Source organism: Microbacterium sp. LjRoot205 (genome assembly GCF_056175745.1).
This window is the reverse complement of sequence record NZ_JBGFFH010000003.1, coordinates 238,986-251,627: the sequence shown is the minus strand read 5'-3', so window position 1 is coordinate 251,627 and position 12,642 is coordinate 238,986. Positions and strand designations below refer to the sequence as shown.

Here is a 12,642-nt window from a genome sequence, read left to right as displayed (position 1 = left end):
CAGTCCAGGGTACGCGCGATCCGAGACATCAGGCCGTCGGGATCACGACGACGGGATCGGATGTCGGCAGGCCCGAGGGCGAGCCTCCGTCCTGCTCCACCGTGACGGCGATCACATCACCCGCGTGCATCTCGCCCGCGAGCACCGCTGTCGCTTCGCCGTCGTCGGCCGCGAACACGCCTGCCGACACCGGAGTGTCACCGCGCACATACCAGAGCTCGTAGGTCTTGCCCTCGGCGAGCGACGGGATGCCGTCGGTCACGAGCACGGACTTGCCGAGCGACGCCGACCAGTGCGCGGTCGCAGTGCCGCCGCTCTCGAGCGACACGCTGGCCTGCTGAGCGTCACCGGCCGCCTGGATGTCCTCGAGTGCGACGACACTCGCCGGTCGGTTGATGTAGGTGTTGATCGCGACGGCGCCTGCCCCCACACCGACGAGCAGCGCGAGGCATGCCGCGAGCGCGAAGAGGAAGCGGAGGCGGTGTGCCGGAGCCTTCGGGGCGTCGTCGCCATCGCGTGCGGCGGTCGCTGAGTCCGCCACGGGCGCGGCATCTGCCGTCTCGCCGGGCGCCGGGTCGGGCATCGAGTCGGGCGCCGAGTCCGAGAGAACGACATCGCCGCTCTGCGGCGTGACGGCGATACGTGCGAGCAGAGCGGCACGAATGTCGGGCGAAGGAACGGCCTGCGCCACTCCGTCGGCGAGGAAGCCGGCACTGTCGGCATCGGCATCCACGATGCTCTGCCATTCCGGGTGCGCTGCGAGTGCGGCGTGATACCGCTGCTGGTCATCGGGCGACAGCGCGTCGAGCGCTGCTCCTGCCGCGAGTTCTGCGAAGTCCTTCTCGTTCATGCCGTCACCCCCATAGCTGTCCTCAGTCGCGAGAGCCCATCTCGCATCCGTGTCTTGATCGTCCCCAGCGGCGCCCCGACGAGAGCTGCCACTTCGTTCTGACTGTAACCGCCGTAATAGGCCAGGACGAGAGCTTCGCGCTGCACCTCGGGAAGGCCTGAGAGCGCGTGAACCACCTTCTCGCCCTCGATGCCCAGCTCCACCGTCTCCGCCACACTGTCGTGCGCGACCCCGATGTCCCTGAACCCGGCTCGTACGTCTCGGTCCGCGCTGGACTGGGACGCCCGAACCCGGTCGACCGCACGACGGTGCGCGATCGTCATCACCCAGGTTCTTCCCTGACCCTTGTTCGGAGCGAACTTCGTAGCGGATTGCCAGATCTCCAAGAAGACCTCTTGGAGCACCTCTTCGCTCTGCGAGCGATTCACGAGGACCCTGAGGATGAGGCCGAAGACGCGTGACGACAGAGTGTCGTAGAGCTCCGCGAATGCGCGCTGATCACCGTCGCCGATGCGAAGGAGCAGGTCAGCGACAGCATCCCGAGCCGTACCGTCTTCGGGTACGTCCATTCCATCGATGACCATCTCTAACAGCATGCCGCATTCACCCCGCTTTCCCGTGCAGCCGCCACCTGAAAGTGACGGAAACGAGTCCTCTTAAGTGCTCCTCGTCGAAACCTGTTCGCGGCAGACCCTCGAAACGGATTGGATTCGGCGGCTCGGAAAAAACTTTGACGTTTCTCCCATCCGATCCCGGTGGGGCTCCGAACGACTGTCAACGCCACGGAGAGGCCGTGGCAGTGTTCTGAAGGAGCTTGAGATGTTCAGCACCAAGAAGAAGGTCACCGCAGCCATCACCCTCGGCCTTGCGAGCGCATTCCTGCTCTCCGCATGTTCCATGGGCGGCACCACCGAAGAGCCGGCAGAGTCGACGGCCCCCGAGTCGTCCGAGACGATGGCTCCCGAGACCGAGACGATGGACCCGGCCGCGAACCTGGTCGGCCCCGGCTGCGCCGCATACGCAGAGGCTGTTCCGGACGGCGCAGGATCCGTCGAGGGCATGTCGCTCGACCCGGTCGCCACCGCAGCATCCAACAACCCGCTGCTCACCACGCTCGTGGCCGCAGTCAGCGGACAGCTGAACCCCGACGTCAACCTCGTCGACACGCTGAACGGCGACGAGTTCACCGTCTTCGCACCCGTCGATGACGCTTTCGCGAAGATCGACCCGGCCACCATCGAGGCACTCAAGACCGACAGCGCCACGCTGAGCTCGATCCTGACCTACCACGTGGTCCCCGGCCAGGTCGCACCTGACGAGATCGCCGGCATGCACACCACCGTCCAGGGTGCTGACCTCGAGGTCACCGGCAGCGGCGACGACCTGATGGTCAACGACGCCACCGTCATCTGCGGTGGAGTCCAGACCGCCAACGCGACCGTGTACCTCATCGACACGGTCCTGATGCCCCCGGCCGAGTAAGGCCCGGGAACGCCGAGGCGGACACTCGGTAAGCCGTCCCACCTCTCGGGGGAGGTCGGTGGGATGGAGAAGGAGCCGCTGACGACACGTCGTCAGCGGCTCCTTCTTTGCGCCCTAGACTGGAGGGGCGGGCCTCTAGCTCAGTTGGCAGAGCATCGGACTTTTAATCCGCGGGTCGTGGGTTCGAGCCCCACGGGGCCCACCGTTTATCACCACCGGCCGGATCCGGCCACCCCCTTCACTCCGTCGGCACCCTGCGAGAGAGTCGTGGCGTCCCCATCCGGGACATTCACCCCACGAAAGGACGCATCATGGCGACTCTCACCGACAGCCGAGTGGCATTCCTCGCGACAGACGGATTCGAGGACAGCGAGCTGACCAGTCCGTGGGAAGCGGTGCAGGGCGAAGGCGCGAGCGCCACGCTCATCGCACCGGACGGACAGCAGATCACCGGCAAGAACGGTCACGTGCAGCACGTCGACCTCACATCCGAGACGGCGAAGGCCGACGAGTTCGACGCTCTCGTGCTCCCGGGCGGCGTCGTGAACGCCGACCACCTGCGGCTCGACAAGGCATCGATCGACCTCGCCCGCTCGTTCTTCGAGCAGCACAAGCCGGTCGCGGTCATCTGCCACGGCGCGTGGATCCTGATCGAAGCCGGCGTGGTCGACGGACGCACGCTGACCAGCTACCCGAGCCTCGCGACCGACCTCCGCAACGCCGGAGCCACCTGGGTCGACGAGGAAGTGGTGGTCGACGAAGGTCTCGTGTCCAGCCGCACTCCCGACGACCTCCCTGCTTTCAACGCGAAGCTGATCGAAGAGGTCGCCGAAGGGAAGCACGCAGGGCAGACCGCGTGATCTGAATTGCCGGCGGTCCGGTGTCAGGCGCCAGCGCGCGCCCTGTGACGCCGGACCGCCGCTCTGTTCGCACAGCGCACGGAGCAGAATCGCTGCCGCCCGTTGCGGGTCACGTCGACGACCACGTTCGTGCAGGGTGAGGCCTCGCAGCGACCCAGTCGGTCCATGCCGCGGGTGACGAGGTGCAGCGACGTGCCGACCGCGAAGACGGCCCGGAGCACATACGGCAGAGATCGCACATCGTCGCGGTAGTGCAGGTGCCAGCCTTCGCCGTCGTGGTTCGTCAGGCGCGGGTATGCCGCAGCTTCCGCCATCTGCGCGTTGAGGATCTCCGCGCGAGAGTCCGGGTCCGCCGCGTCGACGATCCGCAGCCAGTCGTCGACCACCTCTCGGACCCGTTCATGGTCGTCGGCGGCGGGAGGGAACGTCATCGTCATCCCCATCTCGAGGGTGCGCTCCTCGATTCCCGCTCGATCGACGGGGAAGTCATCGGCGAGCGACGCGGCCAGGAGAACCGCATACTCACCGTAAGGGTTGAGATGCATAAGGCCATTACATCACGCTGGATGCATGACCACGTTGCACACTCTGCCGATCCCTCGCCAGACCGCCACCGCACACGAGCACGCCTGGGTCGCCGACTCGCGGCATCCGACCAGCGAAGGCGTCGTCGTGTACGTCCGCTGCGCCGGCTGCGGCACGCAACGCGTCGACCTGCAGGCGCACCCGCTGATGCCTCCCTCGGCGATCAGCCGCGAGACCTCGGACTGAACCACTGATCAGACAGCGACGATCTCGCCGTTCCGCGGCACCCAGTCCTGCTCTCCTTCGCGGAGAAAGGCGAGCGGGATCCCCCGGCCGTCCTGCTCGATCGAGTCCGAGACCTGGACGTGCAGATGCGGTTCGGTGCTGTTCCCGGAGTTGCCGCATTCGCCGATCACCTCCCCCACCGACACTCGATCGCCGAGCCGCGGCCTCACGCTCCCTGCCCGCAGATGGGCGAGCAGCACGAGGGCGTCACCACGACGGATGACGATGTGATTTCCGGCGATCCCCGGCGCACCCGCGCGGACACGCGATCGCTGGGTCAGCGCGTACCGCAGCTGCGCACCGAACGAGCGCCGGGCGACATGGTCGTGCTCCCCATCGTGAACCCGCACGACCTCGCCCGACACCGGCGCGAGGATCGGACGTCCGAAGCCGACGAACGCGGCAGCAGGCTCGGTCCCGAACATGCTCCCGAGAGTGCGAGGCGCGCTGCGACCGCTCGAGTCGACCGGCACGAAATCGATCGCGTGCGAGCTGCCGAACAGCTCTGTGCCGTGGCTGGGGACGCGCGACGCCGGGCTGTTCTGCACGATCCACCGCCCCGTGAAGGGCAGGGCCAACGTGAACGACTCCCTCTCGCTCATGCGGTCAGCTCGGCGAGCTTCCGGACCGTGCGGAGGTTGCGCGCCGTGCCTGCGACGCCGAGCGCACGATCGAGGACGGCCTTGGTGAGCCTCGTGCTGTGCACACCGCCCTCGGCGTAGTCGATCCACAGATCGTCGCCGACCAGTGCGATCCGCTCCCCCGGCACGAGCCGCTCCTGCAGTGCCTCGACGGCCCCGGGCGCGGCCGGCCCCTCGAGGAACATCGCGTGCAGCAGCTTCTCCGACGCTCCGCCGAACGGATGCGCGTCCAGGGCGTGCACGAGGTCGTCGTGAGTCCTCAGGATGACGGGGGTGTCGACGTCGAACTCGTCGGCGATCAGCTCCCGGACCCGAGCGCTCACCGACGTCGGATCATCCGGATGGTCGCACACGATGTTCCCGCTCGCGATGTAGGTCGAGACCTCACCCAGCACCGGAGCGAGCACCTCGCGCAGCTGTGCCATCGGCACTCGATTGCGGCCCGAGACGTTGACCGCTCGCAGTAGCAGGACGCTGCGTGTCACGCAGAGTCGCTCTCGACGAGCACGGCACCCGCATGGGCGAGTTCTGCGAGAGCCGCCGCACTCGGCTCCGGTGCGACACCCGCGATCAGGTCGGTGAGGATGCGCACTCGGACTCCGTGCGCCACCGCGTCGAGCGCAGAGGCCCGCACGCAGTGGTCCGTGGCGATGCCGACGACGTCGGCCTCGAGGACACCCGCGGCGGTGAGGATCGCGCCGACGGTGTCTCCCGTTTCGGTCGCGCCCTCGAACATCGAGTAGGCGGGGCGACCCTGCCCCTTGTGCACATGGTGCGTGACGGCATCGGTCACCAGCAGCGGGTCGTAATCGGCGCCGGGCGTGCCTGCGACGCAGTGCACGGGCCACGTGTCGACGTAGTCCGGCGCCTCTCCGAAGTGGCCACCGTTGTCGCCTTCAGCGTCGTGCCAGTCGCGCGAGGCGATGATGACGTCGTACTCCGTCGCGTGTGCGGCGAGGAACGCTGAGACAGCGGATGCCACGGCATCCCCGCCGTCGACGGCCAAAGCGCCGCCCTCGGTGAAGTCGTTCTGCACATCGACGATCAGAAGCGCTCTGCTCATGGTCTGAGCGTACGCCGCCCTCGCGGGTCTCCCCAAGGCAGGAAACCAAAAGGCCCCGAGATGTTGTTCACATCACGGGGCCTGCTGGAGCCGCTTGTCAGAATCGAACTGACGACCTTTTCATTACGAGTGAAATGCTCTGCCGACTGAGCTAAAGCGGCGCGATCATCGATATTACCCGTTCCGGAGCCGCACCGCGAATCGAGCCACGATCACTCGCAGCGGACGTCGCTCTCGGGCACGACATCGTCGAGGAGGAACGCCTCGACGGCGCTGTCGACGCACGTGTTGCCCTTGTTGTATCCGGTGTGGCCTTCGCCCACGCGGGTGATCAGCACGCCCTCGTCGAGCTGCTCGGCGAGCGACTCGGACCACTCGTACGGGGTCGCCGGATCGTTGGTCGTGCCGACCACGAGGATCGGGCCCGCACCCTCGGCGTTGATCTCGCCTCGCGTCCCGGTCGGCGGGTAGGGCCACACCGAGCAGGAGTCGGGACCGTTCCAGTACGGAGCGATGGTCGGTGCGCCGTCGGCGATCCTCTTCTCGGTCGCCGCCTCGGCCGCCGGGTCGTCCTCGACGGGATAGTCCATGCAGTTGTATGCCCGGAAGGCTTCGCTCGAGTTGTCGAGATAGGTGCCGTTCTCACGTCCGTTGTAGAAGTCGGCGAGGAAGAACGCCGTCGTCGGATCGCCCTGCAGGGCCTCGTCGAGCGCCTGCGTGAGGTACTGCCAGCTGTCCGCCGAATACAGGGCGGCGATGATCGCGGTCATCAGCGAGTCCGCGCCGAGCATGCGCCCGTCGCCGTTCTCGAGCGGAGACGCGTCGACGCTCGCGAGCAGTGCACCGAGATCGGCCATGGCCTCGTCGACCGTGCCGTTGAACGGGCACTCGCCCGAGTCGAGGCAGTTCTGCATGTACGCGCGGAGGGCCGATTCGAATCCGAGCGCCTGGGTGGCACCGACATCGAGCCCCGAGACGGCCGGGTCGATCGCGCCGTCGAGCACGAGCCGGCCCGCTTTCTCGGGGTACAGGTCGGCGTAGGTCGCACCGAGGAAAGTGCCGTAGGAGTAGCCGAGGTAGTTCAGCTGCTTGTCGCCGAGCACCGCGCGGATCAGATCCATGTCGCGTGCGGCGTTGATCGTGGTGACGTAGGGCAGGATGCCGCCGCTGTTCGCCTCGCACGCGTCGGCGAACTCCTTGTGGGCCTCGAGCAGCTCGGCCTCCCACTCCGCACTCCCCCGCTTGCCTGCGGGGATCGTGTAGAGGTAGTCGTCCATGCCTGCAGCGTCGAAGCACGTCACTGCGGTGGATTCTCCGACGCCGCGGGGGTCGAATCCGATCACGTCGTAGTTCTCGATGAGATCGGCGCCGACCGCGAAGTCGAGACTGTCGCGGATGAGCTCGACGCCGCTGGCGCCAGGACCACCGGGGTTCGTCAGCAGTGAGCCCTGAGCCGTTCCCGTCGCCTGGTGGCGCACGACGGAGAGGGTGATCTCGCCCTCGCCCGGGTTCTCCCAGTCGAGCGGAGCGGTCACCTCGGTGCAGTCGAACCCCGTGCCGCACTCGCTCCAGGTGAGCGTCTGGCCGTAGAACGGCAGCAGGTCTTCTGCCACGCCGTCGGTGTCTGGCGCGTTCGTGGTGGACGGCTTCGGCTCGGCCTGCTCGGGGATCATCGAGTACAGGCACCCGGAGAGGGCGACCGAGGCCGCGGCGAGGCTGGCGATCACGGCGACGGCACGTCGGATGCGGGAAGTCGGTCGATTGTTCACGGTGTCCTCCCGCTCGTGACAGTCACGAGCAAGCTCTCGAGGGCGAGCAGCGGTGCGACGTTGCGCTCCAGCGACTGGCGTGTGTCGGCAAGGTGGTCGAGTACGACAAGAGTACGGGTCTCCGGCCAGGCCGCAGCCAGCGCGGCCAGGTCTTCACGAAGCTCGCGATTAATCAGCTCGTCGTCTCGGCCGAACTGCAGCATGACGACATCACGGAAGAGAGACTGCAGATCGGTGAGGACTCTGTCGATCCCGTCACGCAGACTTCGGGTCGCACGCTTCTTCTGGTCGTCCTCCAGCGCGGAGATCTGCGTGCGCAGGGCCGGCGGAACGGCCTGCCCCTCGGCGATCCCGACCATACGCAGCAGGGATGCGCGCTCGGCCGCGTCGCGCTCGGCGGTGAGCGCCTTGGCGTCGTCAGTGGCCGCCTGGATGATGCGGCCGGCGACCTCGACGGCGTCGCTGACACCGCGAACCCCCAGCACAGACCGCAGGGTCTCGTCACGGCGGCGGCGGGCAGCCTCATCGGTGGCGAGTCGCTGGGCCATGCCGATGTGCCGTTGCGCATGACGAGCGGCCTGCTCGGCGATGCCCTCATCGACCCCTGTGCGCAGCGTGATCAGACGTGCCACGTCTGCGACATCGGGCTCGCGCAGTCGCAGTGAGCGCACGCGCGAACGGATGGTCGGCAGCAGGTCGGCTTCGCTCGGGGCGCAGAGTATCCAGACCGTCTGCTCTGGCGGCTCTTCGAGAGCCTTCAGCAGCACGTTGGAGGTGCGCTCGACCATGCGGTCGGCGTCTTCGACCACGATCACGCGATAGCGGCCGGCAGACGGGGCGAAGTACGAGCGCTCGACGAGCGCACGAGCCTCCGCGATCGTGATGATGACCTTGTCGGTGCGCAATGCCGTCACATCCGGATGCGTTCCCGCGAGAACCTGACGCATCGACGCCTCGTCATCGGGGTGGTCCGCCACGAGCGCTGCGGCGAAGGCGTGCGCGAGCGTGGAGCGCCCCGACCCGGGCGGACCCGTGATGAGCCAGGCGTGCGACAGCGCGGAGGGATCGGATGCGGCGTTGCGAAGCGTGTCGACCGCGGCATCCTGTCCCCACACATCGGCCCACGGGAAAGGTGCGGCGACAGTCTGGGGCATGCCCTCAGCCTAATCGGGAGCACCGACGTGCGCGGCAACCGTCCCCGTCTGCGAGGGGCGCCCAGGCGGACGGCGTGCTGTGCGGAAGGCTCAGCCGATCAGCGTGGCGACCCGCTCGCGGATCTGCTCGGCGATGACCTCGGGCGTCGCTGCGGCGTCGAGAACCAGGAAACGATCCGGCTCGGCCTGCGCCAGAGCGAGGTACGCGTCGCGGACTCGCGCGTGGAACTCGTTCTTCTCGGCTTCGAGTCTGTCGAAGGGCTTGTCAGCCGAGTCGAGTCGCACACGCGCCGATTCGGGGTCGAGGTCGAGCAGCACGGTGAGGTCGGGCAGCGCGCCCTCGGCGGCCCACAGCGACAGGTCGCGGATCTCGTCGCCGTCGAGCACTCGCCCTGCGCCCTGATAGGCGACGGATGAGTCGAGATAGCGATCCTGCAGCACGACCTCACCGCGGGCGAGAGCAGGCCGGACGACCGTCGCGACGTGATGCGCGCGGTCGGCGGCGTAGAGAAGAGCCTCGGCACGCGGCGCGATGTCCCCACGATGGTGCAGCACGATGTCTCGGATCAGCTGGCCGACCTCCGACCCGCCGGGCTCGCGGGTGCGCACGACGGTTCGCCCTTCATCCGTCATCCACTGGGCGAGGAGGTTCGACTGCGTGGTCTTCCCCGATCCGTCTCCGCCCTCGAGGGTGATCCAGATTCCGGGACCTGATGTCACGAACCGGCCTTCTTCGCGGCGTTCGCGGCACGCGTCGCCGCGGCCTTCTTGGCTGCTGCAGACCGCGCGGCGGCCTTCTCGGCATCCGTCCCGGTCGACTTGGCCGGCGCCTTCTTCGCCGCAGGCTTCTTCGCGGCCGGCTTCTTGGCCGCCGGCTTCTTCGCGGCCGGCTTCTTGGCCGGCGCCTTCTTCGCGGCTGCACCGCGCTTCGGGGCCGGGCCCTTGGCGCGCTTGTCGGCGAGCATCTGCACGGCGATCTCGAACGTGATGTCTTCGACCTTCTGACCGCGAGGGATCGTCACGTTCGTCTCTCCGTCTGTGACGTAGGCACCGAAGCGACCGTCGCGGATGCGGATCGGCTTGTTGCTGACGGGGTCGGCCTCGAACTCGGCGAGCGCGCTGGACGCACGGCGGGACCCTGCGCCGTATTTCGGCTGCGCGTAGATCTCGAGCGCCTTCTCGAGCGTCACGTCGAAGATCTCCGACTCGCTCTCGAGCGATCGGGAGTCCGTGCCCTTCTTCAGGTACGGACCGAATCGGCCGTTCTGTGCGGTGATCTCCTCGCCGCTCTCGGGGTCGGCGCCGACGACCCGCGGCAGGCTGAGCAGCTGCAGGGCGGTGTCGAGGTCGATCGTGTCGACTGACATCGAGCGGAAGAGTGAGGCGGTGCGCTGCTTGGGCGCGGCCGCCTTCTTGGCTCCCCGCTTCGGCTTGGGAGCGTCGACGACCTCACCGGTCGCCTCGTCGACGGCGGCATCTTCGGACACCGGGTCGTTCTCCTGCACATAGGGACCGAAGCGTCCGTCCTTGACGACGACGATCTTGCCGTTGTCCGGGTTGGTGCCCAGCACCCGGTCGCCGGCGACCGGCGCGTCGATGAGCTCCTGCGCCTTCGCAGCGGTCAGCTCGTCGGGGGCGAGATCCTCGGGCACGTTCACGATGCGCGGCTTCTCGTCGGGCGCCTCGGGGTTCGCGACCTCGAGGTAGGGACCGTATTTGCCGAAGCGCAGCGTGGCGGTGTCGGTGATGGGCGTGGAGTTGAGCGCCCGCGCATCGATCTCGCCGAGGTTGTCGACGGTCTGACGCAGGCCGACGTGCGAATCGGAGCCGTAATAGAAGGAACGCAGCCACTCGACGCGCTTCTGCTCGCCTCGCGCGATCGCGTCGAGGTCGTCTTCGAGCGCCGCGGTGAAGTCGTAGTCGATCAGGTCGGCGAAATGCTCTTCGAGCAGACGGACCACGCTGAACGCGAGCCAGGTCGGCACGAGGGCCTGGCCGCGCTTGGTCGCGTAGCCACGGTCGATCACCGTGCCGATGATGCTGGCGAACGTCGAGGGGCGGCCGATGCCGTGCTCCTCGAGTGCCTTGACCAGCGATGCCTCGGTATAGCGCGGCTTGGGGGTCGTGCGGTGCCCCTTGGCCTCGGACTCCGACATGCGCAGCTCGTCGCCGACGGCGACGACCGGGAGCGACTGGTTCTCGTCGGTGTCCCTGTCGTTGCGCTTCTCGTCGCGTCCTTCTTCATAGGCCTCGAGGAAGCCCTTGAAGGTGTACACGGTGCCGGACGCGGTGAACTCGGCGTTGCGCCCCGCGGCGTCGACCGCGATGGTGACGGTCGTGGTCTCGTACTTCGCATCGGCCATCTGACTGGCGACGGTGCGCTTCCAGATCAGGTCGTAGAGACGGTGCTCCTCGCGGTCCAGCTCCGAGGAGACGGACTTCGGGGTGCGGAAGTTCTCGCCCGAGGGACGGATCGCCTCGTGCGCCTCCTGCGCGTTCTTGCTCTTCGACTTGTAGGCGCGCGGCTTCAGCGGCACCGCGGTGTCGCCGTAGAGGGCGACGGCCTGGCTGCGAGCGGCTTGCACGGCCTGGGTGCTCAGCGCGACGGAGTCGGTTCGCATATAGGTGATGTAACCCTTTTCGTACAGCCGCTGCGCGACGCTCATCGCCTGCTTGGCGCTCATCGAGAGCTTGCGGCCTGCCTCCTGCTGCATGGTGGAGGTGGTGAACGGCGCGTAGGGGCTGCGGGTTCCCGGCTTCGCCTCGACCTTCGTGACCGAGCCTGTGCCGGCGGCGTCGACGGCGAGTGCGAGCTCAGCGGCCTGCTTCTCGTCGAGGATGACGACGGCCTTCTTGAGCTTTCCGTTGTCGTCGAAGTCGGTGCCTCGGGCGAGCTGGCCGCCGTCGACACGCACAAGACGAACCTTGAATGCTGACGACGACGAGGCGAGCGCCTCGACGTCCCAGTACTCGGCGGAGACGAACGCCATGCGCTCGCGCTCTCGTTCGACGATCATGCGGGTGGCGGCGGACTGCACGCGTCCGGCAGACAGGCCCGTCTTGACCTTGTACCAGAGCACGGGCGAGACGTCCCAGCCGTACAGCCGGTCGAGGATGCGGCGGGTCTCCTGCGCGTCGACGAGGTCGGTGTCGAGCTCACGGGTGTTGCCGATGGCCGCCTGGATCGCGTCCTTCGTGATCTCGTGGAAGACCATGCGCTTGACGGGGACCTTCGGCTTCAGAGTCTCGAGCAGGTGCCAGGCGATGGCCTCGCCTTCGCGGTCCTCATCAGTGGCGAGCAGGAGCTCGTCGGCGGTCTTGAGCGCACGCTTGAGTTCGGCGACGGTCTTCGTCTTGCGATCGGAGACGACGTAGTAGGGATCGAAGTCGTTGTCGACGTCGATCGAGTACTTCCCGTACGCCTGCTTGTCGGCGGCGGGGATGTCCTTCTTGTCTGCGAGGTCGCGGATGTGGCCGACGGAGCTGAGCACCTCGTAGCCATCGCCGAGGTATCCCTGAATCGACCGCATCTTCGTCGGGGACTCGACAATGACGAGCTTCTTGCCTTCAGCCAAGGGAGCGTCCTTTCTTCGAAGCACACCATACACACCGCCGTGATGGGTTGGTCACAGTGGTCGCCTGCATTTTCGCCGGAAAGTGCTCGTGCCGCCGTCAGGATCCCTCGGGTGGCCCAGCACGGGCTCGGGAGACGGCAGCGAGTCCAGCGTACGCCGCGTTCACCTGCACAGTCGCCACGAAGCCCTCGACGGCACACTCGGTGAGGGCCGCGCCTGAGGCAGCCGCGACCCGCGCGGCGAGGGCGCACGGGTCGTCGGCCGTGACGATCGCACCGCTGGCCGCGTCGGCCGCGGCGAGCGCCGCGGCGTCGGCGGCCCCCGCAGCCCGCTGCGCCGTGACGGCGGCTCCCCCGACCGCGGCGAGCCCCAGCGAGAGCACCGCTGCGACCGAGAGAACACCGGCCGCGAGAGCAGAGCCCGCCATCAGCCGCCCTC

Annotated in this window: 14 protein-coding genes and 2 tRNA genes; 4 read left to right on the top strand and 12 right to left on the bottom strand. The window is 67.7% G+C overall.

All coding sequences use genetic code 11. The features are described from left to right. Positions 1–28: 28 nt before the first annotated feature. Together AC04ME_RS09220 and sigK are read right to left on the bottom strand one after the other, a co-directional pair. Entirely contained in the window at positions 29–850 is an 822-nt protein-coding gene (locus AC04ME_RS09220; protein WP_079113292.1) for an anti-sigma factor, read from the bottom strand. Then, positions 847–1,446, bottom strand: a complete 600-nt coding sequence (gene sigK / locus AC04ME_RS09215) for an ECF RNA polymerase sigma factor SigK (protein WP_194285951.1) — start codon at positions 1,444–1,446, stop codon at positions 847–849. Before sigK ends, AC04ME_RS09220 begins: the two co-directional genes overlap by 4 nt. 223 nt (positions 1,447–1,669) lie before the next feature. On the opposite strand from sigK, the gene AC04ME_RS09210 reads away from it, so the two are divergent. The 3 genes from AC04ME_RS09210 (at position 1,670) to AC04ME_RS09200 (ending at position 3,192) form a co-directional block, all read left to right on the top strand. Next, complete coding sequence (locus tag AC04ME_RS09210) at positions 1,670–2,332, top strand: fasciclin domain-containing protein (RefSeq protein ID WP_042539725.1); 663 nt, start codon at positions 1,670–1,672, stop codon at positions 2,330–2,332. A gap of 129 nt (positions 2,333–2,461) precedes the next feature. Further along, a tRNA-Lys gene (locus AC04ME_RS09205) sits at positions 2,462–2,534 on the top strand. Between the two features lie 109 nt (positions 2,535–2,643). Then, the gene (locus AC04ME_RS09200; RefSeq protein ID WP_042539723.1) at positions 2,644–3,192 is read left to right on the top strand and encodes a type 1 glutamine amidotransferase domain-containing protein; all 549 of its coding nucleotides are present in this window, start codon (positions 2,644–2,646) and stop codon (positions 3,190–3,192) included. Positions 3,193–3,215: 23 nt separating this feature from the next. Here the strand turns inward: AC04ME_RS09200 and AC04ME_RS09195 are convergent, their stop codons facing one another. Continuing rightward, positions 3,216–3,737 (bottom strand): CGNR zinc finger domain-containing protein, encoded by a 522-nt coding sequence (locus AC04ME_RS09195; protein WP_042539721.1) that lies wholly within the window; start codon positions 3,735–3,737, stop codon positions 3,216–3,218. 25 nt (positions 3,738–3,762) lie between these two features. On the opposite strand from AC04ME_RS09195, the gene AC04ME_RS09190 reads away from it, so the two are divergent. Beyond that, positions 3,763–3,963, top strand: a complete 201-nt coding sequence (locus AC04ME_RS09190) for a hypothetical protein (RefSeq protein WP_475434669.1) — start codon at positions 3,763–3,765, stop codon at positions 3,961–3,963. 8 nt (positions 3,964–3,971) lie between these two features. On the opposite strand, the gene AC04ME_RS09185 is transcribed toward AC04ME_RS09190, so the two are convergent. The 9 genes from AC04ME_RS09185 to AC04ME_RS09145 form a co-directional block, all read right to left on the bottom strand. After that, on the bottom strand, positions 3,972–4,604 hold the full coding sequence (locus AC04ME_RS09185) for a peptidoglycan DD-metalloendopeptidase family protein (RefSeq protein ID WP_475434667.1): 633 nt from the start codon (positions 4,602–4,604) through the stop codon (positions 3,972–3,974). Continuing rightward, positions 4,601–5,128, bottom strand: a complete 528-nt coding sequence (locus AC04ME_RS09180; protein WP_475434665.1) for a DUF1697 domain-containing protein — start codon at positions 5,126–5,128, stop codon at positions 4,601–4,603. The genes AC04ME_RS09185 and AC04ME_RS09180 overlap by 4 nt, the downstream gene beginning before the upstream one ends. Then, the gene (locus AC04ME_RS09175; protein ID WP_475434663.1) at positions 5,125–5,706 is read right to left on the bottom strand and encodes an isochorismatase family protein; all 582 of its coding nucleotides are present in this window, start codon (positions 5,704–5,706) and stop codon (positions 5,125–5,127) included. Before AC04ME_RS09175 ends, AC04ME_RS09180 begins: the two co-directional genes overlap by 4 nt. Before the next feature lie 85 nt (positions 5,707–5,791). Next, positions 5,792–5,867 (bottom strand) — tRNA-Thr (locus AC04ME_RS09170). 51 nt (positions 5,868–5,918) lie between these two features. After that, positions 5,919–7,475, bottom strand: a complete 1,557-nt coding sequence (locus AC04ME_RS09165; RefSeq protein ID WP_475434661.1) for an alpha/beta hydrolase — start codon at positions 7,473–7,475, stop codon at positions 5,919–5,921. Then, a complete protein-coding gene (locus tag AC04ME_RS09160) occupies positions 7,472–8,629 on the bottom strand; it encodes a DNA polymerase III subunit delta' (protein WP_309690395.1) in 1,158 nt (385 codons plus the stop codon). Before AC04ME_RS09160 ends, AC04ME_RS09165 begins: the two co-directional genes overlap by 4 nt. Before the next feature lie 90 nt (positions 8,630–8,719). Then, positions 8,720–9,349 (bottom strand): dTMP kinase, encoded by a 630-nt coding sequence (gene tmk / locus AC04ME_RS09155; protein WP_042539707.1) that lies wholly within the window; start codon positions 9,347–9,349, stop codon positions 8,720–8,722. Further along, positions 9,346–12,204 carry a type I DNA topoisomerase gene (gene topA, locus AC04ME_RS09150; RefSeq protein ID WP_042539705.1) on the bottom strand — a complete coding sequence of 953 codons (2,859 nt, stop codon included), beginning with the start codon at positions 12,202–12,204 and terminating at the stop codon, positions 9,346–9,348. The genes tmk and topA overlap by 4 nt, the downstream gene beginning before the upstream one ends. Before the next feature lie 97 nt (positions 12,205–12,301). Further along, a complete protein-coding gene (locus tag AC04ME_RS09145; RefSeq protein WP_056373669.1) occupies positions 12,302–12,631 on the bottom strand; it encodes a hypothetical protein in 330 nt (109 codons plus the stop codon). Positions 12,632–12,642 lie beyond the last annotated feature (11 nt).